Source organism: Flagellimonas crocea (assembly GCF_033441595.1).
Taxonomy (GTDB): Bacteria; Bacteroidota; Bacteroidia; order Flavobacteriales; family Flavobacteriaceae; genus Flagellimonas; species Flagellimonas crocea.
In genome coordinates, this window is sequence record NZ_JAUZVX010000004.1 from 441773 (window position 1) to 464785 (window position 23013).

Below are 23013 nucleotides of genomic sequence, written 5' to 3' on the forward strand. Positions count from 1 at the left end.
ATATAGGTTTTTTGCCATTTAGACCACCAGACTTTGCTTTAAGAATTGAAATATAACCGGCTGTAAAGCATAGAATTATTTTAAAAATTCAATTTATTGCAATAAACACTTTATCTTTTTCTAAATTTGAAACAAACGGTTGCGTAAATTATGAAATTCCTTATTTTGAAACATACATCCATGCATTTGTCAAAATTTGCCGGTATTGCTTTTCTTTTGATACTGACCATATCCTGTGGACCTAAAAAGATTGAAAAAAAACAAACTACCGCCGATACACTTTTTTCGCTGGTCCCCAATGATCAGACCAATATTCATTTTAAAAACTCCGTTACAGAAACCGCGGAATTCAATATTCTCAACTACTACGACATGTACAATGGAGGCGGGGTAGCCCTTGCTGATATCAACAACGACGGGCTGGATGATATTTATTTCACCTCCAATCAACAATCGAACAAGCTCTACCTCAATAAAGGTGATTTTGTGTTCGAAGACATTACGGAGACAGCCAAGGTTCAGGACTCTGAAGGTTGGACCACTGGAGTCACCATGATAGACATCAACAATGACGGATGGATGGATATCTACGTCTGCAAATCAGCTTCTTTGGAGAATAATGCCCAAAGAAGAAACAAATTGTTCGTCAACCAAAAGGACGGTACTTTTAAAGAGGAGGCCCGTAAATGGGGTATTGATGATGATGGCTTTTCCATACAATCCTACTTCTTCGACTACGATAAGGATGGCGATCTGGATATGTATTTGATCAACCACAGGAACGATTTTTTGAATTCGGTAAACCTAAAAGCAATTTTAGAGGACCAAATGTACTATCCCCAGACCTCCGATCACCTCTACCGAAATGATGGGTCAAAATTTACCGATGTTACCCGCCAAAGTGGATTGGTCAATAAAGAGTTTAGTTTGAGTGCATCCATAGGTGATTTTAATAACGACGGATGGCTCGATGTCTTTGTTGCCAACGACTTCATCACTCCCGATAAGTTATACCTCAACAATAAAAATGGAACGTTTACCAATCATGTGAACACCCAAATGAAGCATATATCCTACAGCAGTATGGGCTCCGATTTTGCGGATATCAACAACGATTTTCTGCCCGACCTGCTGGTGCTGGACATGTCCGCCGAAGATCACAGCCGAGGCAAGCAAAACATGGCCAGCATGAACACCGAAGGGTTTTGGTATATCGTGGAGTCTGGGTTTCATTACCCCTACATGTCCAACGTGTTGAACCTGAACAACGGCAATGGGTATTTTACCGATATTGCCCAGGTCTCTGGCGTTTCCAAGACCGATTGGAGCTGGGCGCCCCTGATCGCCGACTTTGACGGTGACGGTTTCAAGGATATCTTCATTACCAATGGTATTAAACGTGAAATAGCCAATCAGGATTTTGGTAATTATCTGGATGCCCATCAGGATTCGTTACAGGCTATGCCCATTGAGGACATATTGAGCCAAATGCCCTCCGATAAACTCCAGAACTACGCTTTTAAGAACAAAAAAGACCTATCCTTTCAGAAAGTTATCGAAGATTGGGGACTCGAAAAAGCCGTCAATTCCAATGGAGCAGCATATGGCGATCTGGACAATGATGGCGATTTGGACCTGGTGGTGAACAATCTTGAGGACGAAGCCTTTGTTTATGAAAACAACTCCACGGCCAATTTTTTGAACGTAAAACTCGTTGGGGATAGCAAAAACATTAATGCAATCGGTTCCAAAGTGAAGGTGTATACCGATAGCATCCAACAATTTCAAGAACTCTTTTTGTCCAGAGGCTATCAATCATCCGTTTCACCGCTATTGAATTTTGGTGTGGGCAACGAAGAAACCATCAAAAAAGTTGAGGTGGTCTGGGCCGATGGCAATATTTCAGTGAAAGAAAACATCAAACCAAACCAGACCCTGACTTTTGACAAGGGCGAAGCGGAAGCTGCTTCCGAAACCCTGTACAAAAGACCCAAAAACTTTACCCCCATAAATCCAGAGGTCCTGGGCATTACGTACTCACATGATGAAAATTCCTTTAATGATTTCTCAAAACAAGTACTGTTGCCCCAGAAACAATCTCAGCAAGGCCCTGCTTTTGCCGTTGCAGATATCAACAATGACGGTCTTGCCGATATGTTTTTGGGAGGCGGCCCTGGTCAAGCAGGACACATCTACCTTCAAACAAAAGATGGAAAATATACCGAGGCAGTGCAGGAAACCTTCAATTTGGATAAGGATTTTGAGGATAACGGGGCACATTTCTTTGATGCCGACGAAGATGGGGATATGGACCTCTACGTTGCCAGTGGCGGTTACGAACTGGACGAGAACAGTCCGCTGTTGCAGGATAGATTGTACCTGAACGATGGAAAAGCTAATTTTTATCGATCCAATAATTTGCCAAAAATGCTGACCAGCACCAAGGCCGTTGCCTCACACGACTATGATAATGATGGTGATTTGGATTTGATTGTTGGTGGTCGCGTTATACCAGGCAAATATCCATTATCGCCCAGGTCCTATGTTCTTAGGAACACCAAGGGAAATTTTGTTGACGTCACGCAAGATGTAGCGCCCGATTTTCGAGAAATAGGGCTTGTGAACGATATTTTGCTATCGGATTATGACGGCGACAATCAAAAAGATATGATCATCGTGGGCGAATGGATGCCGATTACCATTTTTGGTATTCAGGATGGGCTTTTCCAAAAGCAGGACATTGAAGTATTGACGGAAACCGAAGGTTGGTGGAACACCATCTCCGAAATAGACTTTGACAATGATGGCGATATGGACTATTTCGTGGGCAATTTGGGTGCCAACAACAAATTTCATCCTTCACCAGAAAAGCCTTTGCACGTATACGGGAACAATTTTGATAGTGATGGACATTATGATATGATATTGAGCAAAATCTACAAAGGAAAGTTGGTTCCTGTTCGTGGAAAAGAGTGCTCCACAAGCCAAAACGCTTTTGTAAGTCAAAAAATAAAAAGCTACGAAGAATTTGCGAACTCCAGCCTTATCGATATCTACGGTGAGGAAGAAATCGAAAACTCCTTTCACAAAAAAGTCACTGAATTTGAATCCATCTATTTGGAGAACATGGGCAACGGATCGTTTACCATCAAACATTTGCCAACCAGCGCCCAACTTGGGCCTACCATGTCATTTGTTTTTGCTGATGTCAACAAAGATGGGCATTTGGACGTTATCGGCTCTGGGGCCATTCATGAATCCGAAGTGGAGACGGTAAAATATGACTCCAATATAGGGTACGTTCTATTGGGTGATTCGGAAGGTGGATTGAAAAGCTACAAGGATGTCAGTTTTTACAATGGACTGAATGCCAAACAAATGAAACTGGTAAACTTAAACCAAAAGCCACATCTTTTTATAGCGAACAACAATAGACCTTTGACCATTTTTAAAATGGAATAGCACACTTATTCCATATCGTGATGGTGGTGCATTCCCTCCTTTTTATCAAAAGTAATTTCGGGCAGGTCGATAGGTTCAACGGTTCCGCCTTCAACAATCTTTATGACCTGATTTACGGAAATATCGGTAAAAATAGCAGTGTTTTGCGAACGATGAGGCCACTTGACCTCAAGTTTCTGAATTTTCTTGGCCTCGCCAAGTCCGATTTCTTCCATTAGACTGTTGCCCCCAAAACTGGAGTCGGTACCCACCGAATGGTAAATCTTCCGTTCCTTGCCATTTTCAACAATGGTAATGATGATCTTGGCCCCGATAGCGGAGCGATTGCTTTGGGTGCCTTCCAACATAATGTTGATCCAATTGTTTTCGTTACCCATCGGATTTTCAAACAGTAGATTTCCAAAAGTATCTCCCTCCAATGCTCCGCCCATTACCGCGTAAATATCCTGGTCTCCATCCATGTCCAAATCCCCAAAACCAATGGCATGTCCTTTTTGAATATGGCCAAACCCCGCACTGTAGGTCACATCCTCAAATTTTTCCCCTCGTACATTACGGAACATCCTGTTGGGTACGATGGAAAAGTAACTGGGATCTCCCGTGGCCAGATAAAAATCAAGGAAGCCATCGTTGTCCAGGTCTCCAAAATTGCATCCCATGGTCGCGATTGGTTCGTTTAAATTGACATCAAGGGACACCTCGGTAAAGGTATTATCACCATTATTTTTATAGAGCAAGGGTCTGTAATCGGTTGAGTTGCTCCTTAAGTTGCGAAGCATCATTTCCGTAGGAAGAATTTCCGCGGACGAGTATCCAGAGACAAAAATATCCTCGAACCCATCATTGTCATAATCAAAGATCCAGGTTGGAAAACTCTCCACGGGATTGGAAACTCCAGCATATTCCTCCTTTTTTTCAAACGAAGGGAGGCCTTTCTCTTTGGTGGTGTTCATGTACAACGTGTTCAACCCCAAATAATTGGAAAGATATAAATCTGGATATAGATCATTGTTCAGGTCTCCACTGGCTACCCCCTTAAAAAATCCTTTTGCGGTAATACCAGCTTCCTTGGCTATATTTTTAAAGGTGCCATCTTGCTGGTTCAGGTACAACTCACAATAGCTCTGGTTTCTTTCATTCCATTCGTTGGCGATAAATAGATCCAGCCATCCGTCAAGATCAACATCTATCCAAACTGCAGTTTGGGTCGGGTTCAGAGAATATACGCCAGCTTCCAAAGTAACATCGGTAAAGGTACCGTCGCCATTATTACGCATCAGGGAATTGGGAATGCCACCGTTTATGGACAACCAGGCGCCTCTCAAAATCACAAAATCCAAATGCCCGTCATTATTATAATCGGCATGTCGTAGGTTTAGCCCCCCAGTGACTCCTTTTAATCCAGCTTCAAAAGTCTTGTCCATAAACCCTCCGTCCTTATCATTTTCAAAATATTTGATTTGATCATCGAACCCCCATGAGGATGCCAAAATATCAAGATATCCATCCCCATTAAAATCATCGATACAGGTACCGCCCGCCATTTCCTTTTCATCGACCCCCAAATTCATAGCAATATCGGTAAAATGCGGAAACGCTGAAGAATTGGTGAAATGTGACTCTGGCAGTTGAAACTGCTCAGGGACTTCTTGTGGGTAGGTGCCCAAGGTCATATGTGCGATATTCAGCAAATATTGGCATTCCAAATCGTTGGGGTTTTGTTGAAGCAATTCGTTGAGAATCGCAATGGCTTTCTCGGAGCCTTCCGTCAAAATGTGTTGTGCTTTGGGGCTCAATGGAATAATGCACGATTCAGCATTATGGTTTATGATGCAATTATCCTGCTCTGCTTTTCTCATGTAAGCGATGGCCAGTTGTTTTTTGATCATAAAGATGATTTGGGGCCGTACGTTGGCCGAATTGGAAGTTGCTGCTGTCAGGACTTCTTGAATCGCATCAATGGATTCGTCCGTCCTGCCCGTGTTGAGCAGCTCCAACGCATAATTGAACAACACGTTTATTCGACTTTTGCCCGTTAAACTTTCTAACTGTTCCTCATAGAAAGCCACTTTTTTGCTGTTCAGCACGTAGGGAACATTGGTAATATCAATTTTGCCAACCGCCTCTTGCACACGACCTATCATCTCAACGGTTTGAGCATCGGCCTCACCAGCTGTCCTGCTCGGAATGTTGAAGGCCACGGTAGGTTTAGGTTCACTTTTCCTCAAATCTGTACAGGCCGAAAACTGCAAAACAAGGAGGGCGCCAATAACTACCTGAACGGATTTTCTGAAAGAGTGGGACATTTTAAAAATTTAATTCTGTTTTTAGTTTGTTTCTGCACAGGTTTGTTATGACTTGACGGTGCGTTTAGAGGGCTATTAAATGAGATTTGCCCGCATCGAAAATCACATCTTTGTTGCCAATTGCTTATTTAATATTCGAATTTATTAATTTTAAATGCTAAATCGGTTGCGTAAACTATTTTCTATGTAATCCATATAAAGTTTTAACACCTAAATGCCACATAGTATATCTGACCAAAGTGGCTATTAACCTATTTGCTTAGTATGAAGAAAATTGTATTCAAGATAGTTGCCGTTTGCCTTCCATTGCTGTTTTTATTGCTTTTGGAGATTGTTTTACGGGTAGCGGGATATGGCGAGGATTACCAACTTTTCCACAAAGTGCCCATTGAAAACAAGCCTGATTATCTTGTGATGAACAAACGTATCGCAGGCAAGTATTTTAAGGACAATGGCCTGCGGTCCGACAATCAAGCTGATTTATTTTTGAAAACCAAGACGGATAGCACCTTCAGGGTCGTTGTTCAGGGAGCCTCTACCGTTGTGGGTTTTCCTTTTTACAGGGGCGGATCGTTTCCCAGAATGCTCAAGCACAGGCTTTCACTAACGTTCCCCGACAAAAATATAGAGGTTATAAATACAGGGATTACGGCCGTGAATTCCTATACCCTTTGGGACATGACGGACGATATTATTGAGCAAAAACCTGATTTGGTCATCATTTATGCGGGCCATAACGAATACTATGGTGCCCTTGGGGCAGGATCATCCATTTCCTATGGATCCCATCCCTTTTTGATCAGGACTTACCTGAGCTTAAAAAAGCTGCGCTCATTCCAATTGTTTGAGAACACCTATTACAAGCTTTTTGCGTCCGACGCAAAAGAACCTTCTTCCCAAAAGCCTTCGGAGCGAAGCACTACACTAATGGAGGTAATGGTGAAAGAGCAACGGATACCTTTTGATTCGGAGGTGTACCGTGATGGTCTGGAGCAATTTAAAGGCAATCTGGACAAAATCTTGGCCAGTTATCAGAAACATGATATTCCAGTAATATTATCCACGGTGGTGAGCAATGAAAAAGATATTGAGCCTTTTATCAGTGACCCCATTGAAAATAAGGATAGCTTTCAAGCGGCCATGGAGAAAAACAGTCCAGAAGCGGGTATCATAGCAAGTAAAAATGCTATGGCCGCATTTATGTTGGGACGCCATTATCTAGGAAAAAACCAAGATTCAGCCAAAAGATACCTTAAACTGGCCAAAGAACTGGACTTTCTGAGGTTTAGGGCTCCTGAGGAAATCAACGATATTATTACGAATCTTTCCAAAAAATACAATACTGCACTAGTGGATATGAGCCAGGTTTATATGTCCCAATCTGTCCACAACATAGTTGGGGATGAGTTAATGACCGAACATGTGCACCCGAACATCAAAGGACAGTTTTTAATGGCAGACGCCTTTTATAACAAGATGAGAGAGCTGGGTATTATGGACAATTGGGAAAATTACATTGATTATGTAGAAGCTTTTGTTAATATCCCAACCACCCAAATTGACTCCATTCAAGGTAAACTGGTTGTAGACGAACTAAAGAAATCATGGCCATACGATATGGACATGTCAGGCAAGCGGCCAGCTCCAACCAATAGCCAAGGATCATCATTTGAAGAGAATTTGGCCCAAGATATTCATGATAAAAAGATAACATGGGACAATGCCATGGCCATAGCTTTCAATACTTATAAGGCTGACAAAAATTACCAAAGCGCCCTGACAGTTGCCGAAACCCTGATTTTTGAATACCCAGAACAAGGTAGGGTGTACCAAATGGCAGGAAATATGTGCCTAGAATTGGAAGAGTTTGAAAAAGCGGAATACTACTTTTCCAAATCAAATTATTTGGACAAAAACAGCACAACTACCGAAGGTCTGGCCAAGGCCTACATGATGCTGGGCAAAACCAAGCTTGCCCAAGACTTGCTCTCCAGTGTCAAGAAAAATGGACTCGATGTAAGGAGTTTTGATGAAATCCAGCAGGAGCTGCAAAAAGAAAAAGATACGATATCGGAGTAATTACCAAGGTTTTTCGATGTCCTTCGTGGTATATATATGATTACGCTGGTGGAAATACGTTTCTCCATCGGGCTTTTGAAGTATTTTATTCTTTCGGGCCAATTTCTGAAAAAACGACAATGGAGTCAGGATGATATAAAAAATCAGGAACATGATCAGCGCATTCATCACCATTCCCAAATAATGGGAGAACGAAAACCATATTTTGCCGACGAAGATTGTTGCCTTCGTAGAAATCACCGATACCACCAAAAGGACCATACTCAGGTAAAGCAGCCATTTTGTATCAAATTTTAAGAACAAAATTAGCGATACCAATACCAATACCAATATGGTTTCCAGTCCTTTTTCCCTAGTCATCTTTAAAATATTGTATAAATGAAAGGGGCCAAAGCCGAACTACTGGTCAAAAATATCAGTACCCCGAAAATAATGAAGATGATGATCAAGGGTATCAACCACCACTTTTTTCGTTCTTTTAAAAACAGAAAGAATTCACTGATAAATTCCATTTACTTCACGATTAAATAATTCTCCAAGGCCAAAATATCCATTTCGGATTTCATAAAACAAATATATGCATCCTCTGGGCTATTGACGATGGGCTCATCCTTAAGATTAAAACTCGTATTGATAATTACCCCGACGCCCGATATTTTTTTATGTTCCTGTATCAAATCCCAAAAAAGCGGGTTCATTTGTTTGTCCACTACCTGAACTCTAGCAGAATGGTCGATATGGGTAATGGCGGGCAAGTCCGACTTCGGAACCTTGCGTTTTTCATCCAGATCCAAATTTTCAAAGTCAGGGGGAAGCTCCTTTCTAAGTTTTTTCTTCACTTTGCTCGTAAACAACATGTAGGGGGATTGCTTTCCTTCTTCAAAATAATCGTCATAATCCTCAACGCATACGGCAGGTGCAAAAGGTCTAAAACCTTCCCTGAACTTTATTTTCATATTGAGGGTATGCTGCATTTCTGGGTCCGAGGCACTGGCCAATATACTGCGGTTCCCCAAAGCCCTAGGGCCAAATTCAGTTCTTCCCTGAAACCACCCCACTACTTTATTTTCTGCCAAATATCCAGCTACGGCGGTAATCAGCCCCTTTTTGTTTTCAAAATACCGATAACTGGACTTGTGCTTGCGCAATACCCGTTCAACTTCCAGATTTGAAAATCGGGGGCCCAGGTACACATCAAAAGGTTTTTCGGATCCTTCAAAATTATGTTTCTGTTGAATATGCGCAACGGCCAAAGCAGCTCCCAAACTGCCTCCAGCATCTCCTGCTGCAGGCTGCACAAAAATATCGTCAAAAATCTTTTGGTTAAAAAGTACCGAATTTGCAACACAGTTCAAGGCCACCCCGCCTGCAAAACACAGGAATTTTTCTCCTGTCTCCTTTTTGATGAATCCTATTAAACTCAACAAAACTTCCTCTAGAACCTTTTGGGCAGCGAAGGCCAAATCGGCATGTTTTTGTTCCAGTTTTTCTCCTGGTTGACGCTTTTTAATTCCGAAGAGCTGTTCCCATTTTTTTGGATGGACCATTCTTAGCCCGTACGGATATTCGAAAAAATCCATATCGAGTTTTATGGAGCCATCAGGTTTAATATCAACAAGATGTTTTTTGATAAGGCCCTTGAAATTCGCAACCTGTTGGGAAGCCGCATTGCCATAGGAAGCCAATCCCATCATTTTATATTCTCCCGAGTTGACCTCGAACCCCAGAAAATAAGTGAATGAGGAGTAAAACAAACCCAACGAATCGGGAAAATGAAGTTCTCCCAAGACCTGAATCCCATTCTTTCCACTGGCAACACCATACGAAGTGGTCGTCCATTCCCCTACCCCGTCCACCGTTAAAAATGCACATTGGCTGTATGGTGAGGTGTAAAATGCACTGGCAATATGTGACAAGTGGTGTTCTGGAAAATTGATAGTGATATTTCCCGAATTTTGAGCTCCTAGTTGTCTTAGCTTTTTTCTGATGAACTGTTTGATAAAGAGTTTTTCCTTTAACCATAAGGGCATTGCCTTGGCAAAAGATTTGAAACCTTTTGGCGCAAAGGCGTAGTAGGTTTCCAGTAGTCGTTCAAATTTCAGGAACGGTTTATCATAAAACGCGATGGCATCAATATCCTCATAGGTAAATCCAGATTCGGAAAGGCAGAACTGTATGGCATTTTCGGGGAAGGAGGCATCGTTCTTTATTCTCGTGAATCTCTCTTCTTGGGCGGCGAACAACACCTTACCGTCGACTATTATGGCCGCTGCGGAATCGTGATAGTAAGCCGAAATACCAAGAATTTTCATACCCTGTAATTATTTTTTGGGCAAAAAGAGCTTTCAAAATAATAAGAAATCATCGTAAATGCCTACTTATCGGAACACAATAGGTTTTCGCGTAGCTTGATGTATTCCTAAAGCAACCAATGCTTTACATATAAACCGAGATACAGACCTGCCCTATCCTTTTAGTTTATGGGCCAATCCCAGCTCAACTCCTCTTATTTCCGCAAGTCCTTTAAGTCTTCCTATCAAAGAATATCCAGGGTACTTTTCACTACCTTCAAAGGAATGCAGGAAACCATGGTCGGGCCTCATGGGAAGAGCAGCTCCGTTCCTGTCCATTAACAAGAGTATCTTCTCAATAATTCCTTCCATGGGATTGTCACCATAAAGGTGCTCGGACTCCCTAAATCGTCTCCCATCTTCCCTTTTGACATTCCTTAAATGCAAAAAATGAATACGGTCACCGTGCGCATCTATAATCCGTAAAAGGTTGTTCTTGGGATGTGCACCCAAAGAACCTGTGCAGTAACAAAGTCCGTTGGCGTTTACGGGAACTCCCGATAAAATATCCGCTATATCCTTTTCTGTGGATACTACCCGTGGCAGGCCCAAAACAGAAAAAGGAGGGTCGTCGGGGTGTATCGCCAACTTTATGCCCACGCTATCTGCAACGGGTGCAACTTCCGAAAGAAAATGGATCAAATTGCTCCGTAACGTTTGGTCATCGATTCCCTTGTAAGCATCAAGCAGTTCCAAAATCTTTTCGGGGGTAAAACTTTCATCGCTTCCAGGCAAACCCAACAGCACATTCTTAAACAGTCGATCCTTTTCAGGCTGGCTCAAAGTCTTACCGTACTCCAGCGCTTCTTCCACTTTCTCTTGGGAATAATCGTTTTCCGCATATGGTCTTTTCAGTAAAAAAACATCAAAAAAGATAAAAGCTATCTCATCAAAAAGTAGCGCTTTGGTGCCATCGGGATTAACATAGGCGTGATCGGTACGTACCCAATCCAAAATGGGCATAAAATTGTATGCTACTACCTTTAGGCCGCATTGGGCCAAATTTTCAAGGCTTTTTTTGTAGTTGGAAATATATTGCTGGTAATCGCCTCCTTTTCTTTTGATGTCCTCATGGACAGGCAAGCTTTCCACTACGGTCCACTCCATGCCCTCTTCAGCGATGATACGTTGCCTTTCCTGAATATCTTCCACACTCCAAACTTCCCCAACAGGGATTTGGTGCAATGCGGTGACTATTCCTGTTACTCCGCTTTGTCTGATATCGCGAAGACGGACACCATCATGGGGACCATACCAACGCATATTCTGTTGCATGGTGATCATCTGTTTCCCTCCCATACCTTAAAAACCAATACTGTTTCCACCATCGATCGGCAAAACGGTTCCTGTTACGAACTTGGACTCATCCGAGCACATAAAGTAAACGGCGTCAGCAATATCTTCGGGAAGTCCCATCTTACCCATCGGCGTCCTTGAGAACACCTTGTTTTTACGTTCTGCATCGGCATCCAAGGCCTTGGCCGTCATTTTTGTTTTGATGAAACCTGGTGCTATGCAGTTCACCCTAATGCCGAACTCGGCAAGTTCCACTGCCATGGCGCGCGTCATGCCCTCAATGGCCGTTTTGCTGGATGAGTATGCGATAACCTTGGGCAGACCATACTGTGCGGCCATAGAACTAATATTGACGATGCATCCGCCACCCGTCTCCTTCATTTTTTTGACCACTTCCCTGCTGATGGCGAAAACGCTAAAAAGATTGGTGTGCACTATTTGCGCAAATTCTTCATCGGTTACCTCGGTAAATGGTTTTTTCATATTGATGCCCGCATTGTTTACGAGTATATCAATATGTCCCTCATTGTCATAAATTTTTTGAATAACTTCGGGAATCTCATCGAGTTTTGTCAAATCAAAGATCAATGGGACTGCATTGGGGCCCATTTCTGAGCAGGCCTCTTCCGTACGTTCCTTGGTACGGCCGATCACATAGGTTGTAATACCTTGGTCACAAAATTTCTTTGCCGTTGCATATCCTAGTCCAGAGTTGCCCCCAGTTACTATCGCTGTTTTTTTATCCATTATGTAGTGCTAAAATTTAATCCCAGCGCAGACGTATGCCCGGCGCGTAGGGGAATTTTAAAGATTTATAATATTCCAAGGTATTTTCCGGGGCTTCCATTTCCTCTGGAAAATCCATTTTCGAAAATGTCTGAAAATATAACATGCAGGCATCCCGCCACCATTTCGCTTCCTTGTGTTGTATCTCCAACAGCATGCTTACCTGAAGGTGGGTATCACTGTCCACATAGGGTTTCATAGTATCCCATGTTTTGATCATATCGCGAACTTGGTCCACTCCCTGTTGATACTTTATTCCAAGACCATCCCACAAGGTTCTTCCGCTTTTGAGTTCGTAGTCCCATGGCAAATGGTGAAACCACAGCAGATATTCTTCAGGGCAGGTATCTAGATCGGAATACTTTTTTTCCAGCTCTGGAGCGTATTGCGACAAGGCATCACTACCCGTTTTGGTTCTGTCAAAACCAATGCCCTCCTCATCTGCTTTATGGTAATATACGGGATTCCATTCCGGACGTGATAGATTGCCTACCCATGGGCCGGGGCCATAATGGTGACCAGTATCGAAAATATGGTGCAAACCGAGCGGGTTCATATAATTGACCACCGCTTCCCTTGATTCCATCATCATTTTTTTGATGGGTTCCAAAAACTCGTCTTCATTTCCAAAAGTGCAGCGCAACCATTCATCGGCTATCTCTTTGGAATCCATATAGGGGTTCCATGCCAACCTTCCGAATCCGTACCAATCTGCCTGTGCGAACGGATGTCCCGTCCAATTGATATCGGTTCCAATATTGGCTACGCCTGCCATTCCCGTAAGTTTCTTGTTGTTCAGGGAACCATCTACCACCTTCGCCACCAGTGAACCTTTGCCTTTTTGGTAGGTATCGCTTTGCAGGACTTCCTCAAACATTTTGGGTAGATATACCAAATGCGTGGCAAAACCCAAATATTCCTTTGTTATTTGAAACTCCATCATGAGCGGCGTATTGGGCATGGCTCCGAATAAGGGATGAAAGGGTTCCCTCGGTTGAAAATCTATGGGGCCATTTTTGACCTGAATCAATACATTATCCCTATATTTTCCATCATCTGGAACAAATTCAGTGTAAGCCTGCTTGGCCCTATCCGTTGCATCGTGCTCCGAATAAACGAAAGCCCGCCACATGACCAAACCATTGAAAGGTGCTACGGCGTCGGCCAAAAGATTGGCTCCATCCAAATGGGTCCGACCATAGTTTTGTGGTCCTGGCTGGCCTTCAGAGTTGGCCTTTACCAAGAAACCTCCAAAATCGGGAATACTCTTATATATCTCCTTTGCCTTGTCCTTCCACCATTGAATCACCTCAGGATCAAGAGGATCTGCCGTATCCAGCCCACCTATTTCCATGGGAGCGGAAAACCTGGCCGTGAGGTATACTTTTATACCATATGGCCTAAACACATCTGCCAAGGCCTTAACCTTTTCAATATATTGAGGTGTTAAAATAAGGGCGTTCGCATTCACATTGGTCAAGGCGGTGCCATTGATTCCAATGGATGCGTTTGCTCGGGCGTAATCAATATATCGTTGATCAATATAATCGGGCAGGGTTTGCCAATTCCAAATGGAAAATCCAGCATAGCCCCTTTCGATGGTCCTGTCTAAATTGTCCCAATGGTTCAACATTCGTACATCCACCTTGGGAGACTCTTCAATATTTATCCCATCCAAGGATTTATGCATTTGCAGGGTACGGAGAAAATGAAAAGTTCCATAAAGCAGCCCAATATCGGTATTCGCTGTGACCAACACATAAGATTGACCACCCTGTTTCACTGTTTTGACAATGTATCCATCCTTTTTCAAAAGGTCGGTTTTAATGGCATTCCTGAAAGCTTCCGGTAGGTTTCCAGACTTGGAAACAATCAGTTGATTTTTTACGGGGCTAAAAGTGTTGAACATGACCTCCCCGTCCAATAAACCTCCAAGGCCCATTGCCAGCTCTTTACGAATGATGCCCAAAGTCTCGCTTCCATCTTCCAAATAAACACTTTCCAGGCTTTTTCGGTAGTTTTCGAGTAGTTCAACATCAGAAATTTTATCGTATTTGAGCCATAGATCATATCCATTGGAAATGGAAAATACCTTGGTACTCAGTAGAATAAAAGAACAAAAAAGGAATAACTTTGATATTTTAGGGGTATGTCTCATGATTTAAGAAATGCACAAAAAAAAATTGATTTATTATTAAATCAATCAATTGCGTTGAGTAAAATAACTAAAAAATTCATAGATTAACAAAATGTAAAGTGCAATCGGTTGCAAAAATCGATTTTTTTACGAAATTTGAAATCTATTTGAAGAAAAATATTAAAAAGGCCAACCCCATGAAACATTTTAAGATACTTCTCTTCTGTGCCGTTGTCCCTCTATTATGTTTATCATGTAATCAAAAAACCGATACCTCGACAACCAATACTGAGGAAGACAATAAGGGAAATGTACCCTATGAATTCCCATTTTATGACACTGCATTATCTATTGATGATCGTGTGTCCGATTTGATTTCGCGACTATCGTTGGAAGAAAAAGCAGACCAGATGATGCACAATACCTCTGCAATTGAACGCTTGGGAATTCCCCCATATGGTTGGTGGAACGAGGCATTGCACGGGGTAGGGCGCTCAGGTACGGCCACTGTTTTTCCGCAGGCCATAGGATTAGGAGCTACTTTTGACAGTGACCTTGCATTTAGGGTGAGCTCCGCCATTTCTGATGAGGCCCGAGCCATGCACAATGCGGCAAAGGACAAGGGCTATCATTTAAGGTATGGTGGACTCACGTTTTGGACTCCGAACATCAATATCTTTAGAGACCCACGTTGGGGCCGAGGGCAGGAAACCTATGGCGAGGATCCTTTCCTTACGTCCATTTTGGGCACCTCATTCGTTAAAGGGCTTCAAGGAGACAATCCCAATTATTTAAAGACCGCTGCATGTGCCAAACATTATGCTGTGCACAGTGGACCTGAAAAACTACGTCACGAGTTCAACGCCACGGCAAGTCCAAAAGATCTTTGGGAAACTTATCTGCCAGCCTTTAAATCCTTGGTGGATGCCGATGTAGAGGCAGTAATGTGCGCGTATAACAGCACCAACGGAGAGCCTTGCTGTTCCAATACTTATTTGATAACGGACGTGCTCCGCGACACTTGGAATTTTGAAGGTCATGTGCTGAGCGATTGCTGGGCATTGGAAGATTTCTATAATTCTCCGGAGGATGGTGGACACGGAGTCGTGAATACCCCTGCCGAGGCGGCGGCCCTTGCCGTAAAAAGCGGTGTGAGCCTTAATTGTGGTAGCACTTATTTGGAAGGGCTACCGGAAGCCGTTAAACAAGGACTCATTACCGAGCAAGAGATCGATGCACAACTTGCCATTTTGCTACGTACCCGTTTTAAGTTGGGACTGTTTGACCCAAAAGGAAGCAATCCCTACGATGATATTCCGACCGATGTAATCGACAGCGACGAGCACCGAGGTCTGGCACGGGAGGTGGCACAGAAAAGTATAGTCATGCTAAAAAACAATGGTGTACTTCCATTAAAAAAAGATCTTTCAAGATATTTTGTGACCGGTCCGAATGCCACCGATACCGAGGTACTTTTGGGCAACTATTATGGAGTAAACCCAAAAATGGTAACCGTTTTGGAAGGAGTGGCCGGGGCCATTGATCCAGGGAGCCAATTACAGTATAGAAAAGGTGCCTTGTTGGATAGAGAATCCCTAAATCCGCAGGATTGGGCTTCCCCAAATGCTGGGACCAGCGATGCCACCATTGCTGTGTTGGGTATTTCCAATCTGTTGGAAGGTGAAGAAGGAGCTGCTCTGGCATCGTCCACTGCGGGGGATCGATTGGATTACAACCTTCCACAGAACCAGATTACCTATTTAAAAAAGCTGCGGGAAGCTGCGGGAGACCGACCAATAATTGCCGTTGTTACCGGGGGCAGTCCCATGAACCTGGCGGAGGTACACGAACTTGCCGATGCCGTACTATTAGTTTGGTATCCGGGTGAAGAGGGCGGTAACGCCATAGCCGATATTATTTTTGGCGAAGTTTCCCCTTCCGGAAGATTGCCCATAACCTTTCCAAAATCCTTGGACCAGCTTCCCGATTACGAAGATTATTCCATGCAAGGACGAACCTATAAGTATATGGATCAAGAACCGCTCTATCCTTTCGGTTATGGCCTCAGCTACGGAGAATTCTCTTATGGCGACCTTGGCATTTCAAAAACATCCATAAAAAACGATGAGAAAGTATCCATATCCATTGATATTTCCAATGAGGGCGATGTGGCAGCAGATGAAGTAGTACAACTTTACATTTCCGATATTGAGGCTTCCGTTGCCGTTCCAAATTTTCAATTGTTCGGGGTGAAAAGGGTCACCCTAGAACCTAAAACCTCTAAAAATATTACCTTCACTTTGGAGCCCACAGTATTCCAGATGGTGAACAATGAAGGCGAGAGGGTTTTTGAACCTGGAGATTTTAAGGTGTATGTTGGCGGTAGCAGTCCCATGCAACGAAGCTTTGAACTGGGAGCACCAAAAATGAGCACAGGAACCATCACCCTTAACTAAACCTATTTAGAGATCAAAGCATGAAAAAATTTATACAGGACGATTTTTTGCTCCGGACGGATTACGCAAAGGAGTTATATCACAACTTCGCAAAAAATCAACCCATAATAGACTTCCACTGCCATCTTCCGGTCAATGAAATTGCAGAAAACAAAAACTTTGCAAACTTGACCAAGATTTGGATCGAGGGTGATCATTATAAATGGAGAGCCATGCGCGCCTTGGGTATCGAAGAAAAATACATTACGGGCAATGCAACCGACGAGGAAAAATTCCACAAATGGGCCCAAACGGTACCCTATTCGCTTAGAAACCCGTTGTATCACTGGACACATCTCGAATTGAGCAGGTATTTTGGCATTGACCAACTGTTGGATACGAAAAGTGCTTCCGATATTTACCGTGACTGCAACAAACAACTTGAAAAAGCTGATTTTTCACCGCAAAATCTAATTAGAAACATGAACGTTGAGGCGGTCTGTACAACGGACGACCCTCTGGACGATTTACGTTTTCATTCCCAGCTGGCGGAATCGGACTATCCTGTAAAAGTACTACCGACCTTTAGGCCAGATGGATTGATCAACATTGAAAAAGCTGACTTCAAGGACTATCTAAGCACCATGTCCAAAATTACAGGGATCGAAATCACCGATTTTGACTCCTTGAAAGAGGCAGCTCGAAAAAGAGTTGATTATTTTCATGAAAATGGGTGCAGACTCTCCGATCACGGTTTGTCCCATGCCTATGGAGTGGAATATACCGAACATCAAGTAAATAACATCTTGTCCCTTCGGTTAGGGGAAAAATCAATTACCGAGAAGGAGGCGGCCATATACAAAACAGCCATTTTAAATATTCTTGGTGAGTTGTACCATGAGAAAAATTGGGTGATGCAGTTGCATCTTGGACCTATCAGGGATACCAACAAAGCAATTCTGAAGAAAGTAGGTATCAACGCAGGGGTCGACAGCATTGGCGATTATCAACATGCCGAACAATTGGCCAGTTTGCTTGACCAGTTAAACATGAAGGATTGTCTTCCCAAGACTATTTTGTACAATTCCAATCCATCGGATAATGCGGTTTTTGCAACCATGGCCGGAAACTTTACAGGAGAGGGAATCAAATCAAAGGTTCAATTTGGTGCCGCTTGGTGGTTTTTGGATCAAAAACAAGGCATTGAAGACCAGTTGAACACCTTGTCCAATATAGGACTGCTCAGCTGCTCTGTAGGAATGCTCACCGATAGCCGAAGCTTTCTATCTTTTCCAAGACATGAATATTACAGAAGAGTACTCTGTAACATGCTGGGCAACGATATTAACGAGGGACTTCTTCCCAATGATATCGAATGGATCGGAAAAATCGTCGAGGACATTACCTACAACAATGCCAAAACCTTTTTTCAGTTCCCCAGTATGGTAAAAAACTTAGTTTAAAACCCTAAATCCAACATAATTTTTTTTGACTAAACAAACCTATAATACATGAAAAAATACACCCGAAACGAGGTATTTACAACGATGGGCGAAACAGGATTCGTTCCGCTTTACTACAATTCCGACCCCGAAATGGTGCAACAGGTGGTGAAAGCCTGTTATGATGGTGGCGCGAGATTATTTGAATTTACCCATCGCGGTGAAAATGCAGAGCGGGTATTTTCCCAACTAGTGGATTTCTGCAATAAGGAATGCCCGGATATGATCTTAGGGGTAGGCTCCGTTACCGACGCAGCCACAGCGTCCAATTTTATCAATATGGGAGCCTCATTTATAGTAACCCCTGTTTTGCGGGAAGATATTGCCATTATCTGTAACAGAAAAAAGATTTTCTGGTCCCCGGGTTGTGGCACCCTTACCGAAATTACAAGAGCAGAGGAATTGGGATGCGAAGTGGTAAAGCTTTTCCCTGCCGAGGTTTATGGCCCTCAGTTCATCAAAGCGGTCAAAGGACCCCAACCTTGGACCAACATTATGCCCACTGGAGGCGTAGATACCACCAAGGAAAATTTGACCAGTTGGTTCGAAGCTGGCGCGACCTGTGTTGGCATGGGCTCCAAACTCATTGATAAACAAGCATTGGTAGCAGGGAATTTTAACCTCATCACTCAACAGGTAAAAGAAGTACTAGCCATCATACAAGAGATCAAAAAAGTATGAAATCCTGGTGGTTCCCCGTAATTTTTGTCTTTCTTCTTTCGTGCCGACCGGAGAACAAGGATGTCAATTCCATAAAATTGGCCCACAGTCTCAGTGTAAACCATCCAGTACACGAGGCAATGGTGTACATGGCCGACTTGGTTGAAAAAAAATCGGAGGGCAAGCTTAAAATTGAAATTTACCCGAGTAGTCAATTGGGTTCCGAAAAACAATGCTTGGAGCTACTGCAAATTGGCAGTTTGGGCATGACGAAGGTATCTGCCGCAGTTATGGAAAACTTTTCACCCGACCTTAAAGTGTTGGGCTACCCTTATATTTTCCGTGACAATGCACATCGATTTAAAATATATGATGGTGAAATCGGAAAAAAACTGCTTTCGGGTTCCGAGCAATATTGGCTCAAAGGACTGACATATTTTGATGCCGGGAACCGATCCTTTTATACCAAGGACACTCCCATCGAAAAACCAAAAGATCTTCAGGGGCTAAAAATTCGTGTCATGCAAAGTCCTACAGCCATTGAAATGGTCAAACAATTTGGCGGCTCCCCCACCCCGATTTCCTGGGCCGAGCTTTATACCTCCCTTCAGCAGGGTGTCGTGGACGGAGCAGAGAACAATCTTCCAAGCTTTTACTCATCCAAACATTACGAGGTCTGCAAATATTTTTCCCTTAATGAACACAGCTCCATACCGGATATTTTGGTGATCGGAACAATCACTTGGAACAAATTGAATCAACAAGAAAAGGAATGGGTTATGGAAGCGGTTGAAGAAGCTACGGTTTTGCAAAGGGAACTTTGGGAAAAAGCCGAACGCGAAGCCTTGGATGAAATAAAAAAGGCAGGCGTACAAGTGATACATCCCGATAAATCGCTTTTTGAAGAAAAAGCTGAACCAATGCTACAGTCCTTAAGAGAAAAAGACAGCCATTTGTATGAACTGGTGGAAGAAATTAAAAAAGTACAATAATGAAAGTGAAACAGCATATTGATACATTTCTGGAGTGGGTGTTGGTCGTACTATTGGCTGCAATGGTGCTCGATGTTGTTTGGGGAGTGATCACCAGGTATTTGTTGGAAAGTCAAAGTTCCTGGACCGATGAACTTGCCCGCTTTTTATTGGTTTGGCTCAGTATTTTGGGAGCTGCCTATGCGTCGGGCAAAAAACTTCATATCGCAATCGATCTTTGGCCACAGAACCTTGATCCAAAAAAACAAAATTACCTGAACTTCATCGTTCATCTTGTGGTGTTGCTCTTCGTCGTATCGGTTTTTTTGATTGGAGGGTTGCGATACGTTTATATTTCCTTTGAGTTGGGACAAACCTCGCCAGCGCTGCAGCTACCTATCGGATTTGTAAATATGGTTTTGCCCATATCAGGGGTTTTTATTCTTTACTACAAGCTTTCAGAACTTTTTGCATTACTAAAAAACATGAAGAATGGAAATTAGTATTCTTATCCTAAGCTTTCTTATATTGATTTCCCTTCGGGTACCTGTTGCCTGGAGCCTGGGGGTTTCATCCATTTTAACCTTGTTGGTCAGTGTTGACACATTTCCCGCCCTTACCACCATTGCTCAACGATTGGTAACAGGCTTGGACAGCTTTTCTATCCTCGCCATTCCATTTTTTATTTTAGCAGGTCACATTATGAACAAGGGGGGTATTGCAGAACGCTTGATAGCCTTTGCAAAAAGTTTGGTGGGCGCATTGCCCGGTGGATTGGCACACGTCAATATTGTGGCGGCCATGTTGTTCGGGGCCATAGCAGGATCGGCTGGTGCAGCTGCTGCAGCTATTGGCGGCTTTATGTCCGACAAAATGGAAGAATCTGGTTACGATAAAGGGTTTGGGGTTGCGGTTAACGTAACCTCGGCCACTACGGGACTTGTAATACCTCCCAGCAATATTTTCATCATATATTCGGTGGCAAGTGGGGGCGTTAGCATTGGAGCATTGTTTTTGGCTGGTTATCTACCAGGACTTATCACCGGGCTCCTGTTAATGATCGTGGCCTACATTTGGGCCAAACGAAAAGGATATCCCACGGCGGACCGCAGTTCTTTAAAGACCATTTTCAAAACTTTTTTGAATGCACTTCCAAGTTTGTTTTTGTTGATTGTGGTCATCGGTGGTATTGTAGCGGGAATATTTACAGCAACGGAAGCATCATCGGTAGCAGTTATCTATTGCTTGGTTTTGGCTATGGCCTATAAGGAAATATCCTTCAAGGACATTCGTCCTATTTTGGTGGAATCCTCATCCACCATTGCCATTGTGATGCTGCTTATTGCCGTGTCCATTGCCATGTCATGGGTACTTTCTTACGAGAACATTCCCCAAGCGGTAACCGAGGTATTATTAGGGTTGAGCGATAACAAAATAATGGTGATTATCTTGATCAACATCATCTTACTTGTTGTTGGCATTTTTATGGACATGACACCTGCTGTATTGATCTTTACCCCCATATTTTTGCCAGTGGTCACTGCAATCGGTATAGACCCGGTACATTTTGGGATCATCATGGTATTGAATCTTTGTATAGGCCTATGCACACCACCAGTAGGTTCGGTACTTTTTATAGGTGTAGGGGTTGGTAAAACAACGATTCAAAAAGTCATCCGCCCATTGTTGCCATTGTTTTTGGCCATGATCCTGGCGCTTATATTGGTAAGTGTTTTTCCAGAGTTGAGCCTTTGGCTTCCAAGCCTCTTCGGGTTTTAGGATTGCACCTTTTTTAAAGAAGAACCACGGGCAATGATTTCGGTCCCCAATACGGTGATTTCAGAAAGATCGGTATCATAACTTTGTGCCGAATGCTCAAGGATTCTTTTGGCCGAAATAGCTCCCATTTTGCTCGCAGGGTGCGACACAGTTGATAAAGATGGTTGTACTATTGATGAAATTGGGTCGTCGTTAAAACCGATAACGGCCAATTCATCCGGAACCTTCACCCCCATTTTTTTTGCGCACATAATGGCGCTCACACCCGTAGTATCGTTCGCGGCGAAGATACCGTCCGGAGGGTTGGACATCTTCAGTAACTTTTCGGTGGCTTTGGTTCCCTCATCAAAACTCAAGGTCTTAAAATTAACAACAAGTTTGTCCTCTATAGGCAATCCATGTTCGCGAAGTGCATCCAAATAGCCTTTTCTCCTTTCCAAGTATACGTTTCGGTGCTTTGCACCAGCAAAATGTGCAATTCTTTTACAGCCCTGATCTATCAAATGTTTTGTGGCCGAATACCCTGCGGTATAGTTATCGATAACCACTTTGTACGAATTGAAATTGCTTGGAACACGATCAACGAACACGATCGGGATTCCATTTTCCACGAATTTTTTGAAATGCTCCATATCTTTCGTTTCCATGGACAAGGAAACAATCAGACCGCTGATCCTACTATCATAAAGCGCATTGCTATTGTTGATCTCGCTTTGGTATTTATCGTTGGATTGGCTTATCAAAACATTATATCCAGCCTTTCGTGCCGTTTTTTCGATTCCACTGATCAATGAGGATACAAATGGCCTGTTTATCCTGGAAATGAGCACTCCAATGGTATTGCTCTTGTTATTTCTTAATCCGGCTGCCAAGTTATTGGGTCGATATCCCATTTCTTCAGCGGCCTCCTTGATCAATTTTGCCGTTTTTTTGCTGATGCTCTTATGGTTGTTCAGCGCCCTGGAAATGGTTGAGGGAGAATAGTTCAACTCTTTAGCAAGATCGTATATGGTAACCTCTTTTTTAATCTTCATTGTTCAAATTGCAATTAGATTATTCAAGTCGAGGAATGCTATTTGACTTGAACTATTGGTGACTAATTTAACTTTTAGTTTCCTTATACAATAATTTTTTAAAATCGATTTTTTAAAATCGCCTCTTTCCGAGACATTTACAATATGGTAAAAAGGCGCTGCACCCTTTATAAAGTGCACTTCCCAAAAAGAAAATGGAATTTTAATTTACGCAA

16 protein-coding genes are annotated in these 23013 nt (G+C 42.9%); 8 read left to right on the top strand and 8 right to left on the bottom strand.

The window, feature by feature from the left end:
• Positions 1-150 precede the first annotated feature (150 nt).
• Positions 151-3462 (top strand): VCBS repeat-containing protein, encoded by a 3312-nt coding sequence (locus SD449_RS15350; protein WP_318311782.1) that lies wholly within the window; start codon positions 151-153, stop codon positions 3460-3462.
• A 5-nt stretch (positions 3463-3467) separates the two neighbouring features.
• Here SD449_RS15350 and SD449_RS15355 read toward each other — a convergent pair whose 3' ends face one another.
• Positions 3468-5768, bottom strand: a complete 2301-nt coding sequence (locus SD449_RS15355; RefSeq protein WP_318311783.1) for a CRTAC1 family protein — start codon at positions 5766-5768, stop codon at positions 3468-3470.
• A 264-nt stretch (positions 5769-6032) separates the two neighbouring features.
• Between SD449_RS15355 and SD449_RS15360 the strand changes: the two genes are divergently transcribed.
• A complete protein-coding gene (locus SD449_RS15360) occupies positions 6033-7847 on the top strand; it encodes a hypothetical protein (RefSeq protein WP_318311784.1) in 1815 nt (604 codons plus the stop codon).
• Here the strand turns inward: SD449_RS15360 and SD449_RS15365 are convergent, their stop codons facing one another.
• The 6 genes from SD449_RS15365 to SD449_RS15390 form a co-directional block, all read right to left on the bottom strand.
• Entirely contained in the window at positions 7848-8207 is a 360-nt protein-coding gene (locus SD449_RS15365; RefSeq protein ID WP_318311786.1) for a hypothetical protein, read from the bottom strand.
• A gap of 2 nt (positions 8208-8209) precedes the next feature.
• The gene (locus tag SD449_RS15370; RefSeq protein WP_220123541.1) at positions 8210-8359 is read right to left on the bottom strand and encodes a DUF5989 family protein; all 150 of its coding nucleotides are present in this window, start codon (positions 8357-8359) and stop codon (positions 8210-8212) included.
• Entirely contained in the window at positions 8360-10159 is a 1800-nt protein-coding gene (locus SD449_RS15375; RefSeq protein WP_318311788.1) for a carbamoyltransferase family protein, read from the bottom strand.
• Between the two features lie 153 nt (positions 10160-10312).
• Complete coding sequence (gene uxuA / locus SD449_RS15380) at positions 10313-11473, bottom strand: mannonate dehydratase (RefSeq protein WP_318311789.1); 1161 nt, start codon at positions 11471-11473, stop codon at positions 10313-10315.
• A gap of 27 nt (positions 11474-11500) precedes the next feature.
• A complete protein-coding gene (locus tag SD449_RS15385) occupies positions 11501-12241 on the bottom strand; it encodes an SDR family NAD(P)-dependent oxidoreductase (protein ID WP_318311790.1) in 741 nt (246 codons plus the stop codon).
• A 16-nt stretch (positions 12242-12257) separates the two neighbouring features.
• Positions 12258-14438, bottom strand: coding sequence for an alpha-glucuronidase family glycosyl hydrolase (locus SD449_RS15390; RefSeq protein ID WP_318311791.1), 2181 nt, complete (start codon positions 14436-14438; stop codon positions 12258-12260).
• 176 nt (positions 14439-14614) lie between these two features.
• On the opposite strand from SD449_RS15390, the gene SD449_RS15395 reads away from it, so the two are divergent.
• Genes SD449_RS15395 through SD449_RS15420 form a run of 6 tightly spaced genes read left to right on the top strand, consistent with a single transcriptional unit; the run spans position 14615 to position 21764 of the window.
• Positions 14615-16873 carry a glycoside hydrolase family 3 C-terminal domain-containing protein gene (locus SD449_RS15395; protein ID WP_318311792.1) on the top strand — a complete coding sequence of 753 codons (2259 nt, stop codon included), beginning with the start codon at positions 14615-14617 and terminating at the stop codon, positions 16871-16873.
• A 20-nt stretch (positions 16874-16893) separates the two neighbouring features.
• The gene (gene uxaC, locus SD449_RS15400) at positions 16894-18315 is read left to right on the top strand and encodes a glucuronate isomerase (RefSeq protein ID WP_318311793.1); all 1422 of its coding nucleotides are present in this window, start codon (positions 16894-16896) and stop codon (positions 18313-18315) included.
• A gap of 48 nt (positions 18316-18363) precedes the next feature.
• Complete coding sequence (locus SD449_RS15405; RefSeq protein WP_318311794.1) at positions 18364-19035, top strand: bifunctional 4-hydroxy-2-oxoglutarate aldolase/2-dehydro-3-deoxy-phosphogluconate aldolase; 672 nt, start codon at positions 18364-18366, stop codon at positions 19033-19035.
• Complete coding sequence (locus SD449_RS15410) at positions 19032-20006, top strand: TRAP transporter substrate-binding protein (protein WP_318311795.1); 975 nt, start codon at positions 19032-19034, stop codon at positions 20004-20006. Before SD449_RS15405 ends, SD449_RS15410 begins: the two co-directional genes overlap by 4 nt.
• Positions 20006-20488 (top strand): TRAP transporter small permease, encoded by a 483-nt coding sequence (locus SD449_RS15415; protein ID WP_318311796.1) that lies wholly within the window; start codon positions 20006-20008, stop codon positions 20486-20488. Before SD449_RS15410 ends, SD449_RS15415 begins: the two co-directional genes overlap by 1 nt.
• Positions 20478-21764, top strand: coding sequence for a TRAP transporter large permease (locus SD449_RS15420; RefSeq protein WP_318311798.1), 1287 nt, complete (start codon positions 20478-20480; stop codon positions 21762-21764). Before SD449_RS15415 ends, SD449_RS15420 begins: the two co-directional genes overlap by 11 nt.
• Here SD449_RS15420 and SD449_RS15425 read toward each other — a convergent pair.
• On the bottom strand, positions 21761-22798 hold the full coding sequence (locus tag SD449_RS15425) for a LacI family DNA-binding transcriptional regulator (RefSeq protein ID WP_318311800.1): 1038 nt from the start codon (positions 22796-22798) through the stop codon (positions 21761-21763). The two genes, SD449_RS15420 and SD449_RS15425, sit on opposite strands and share 4 nt — an antisense overlap.
• Positions 22799-23013 lie beyond the last annotated feature (215 nt).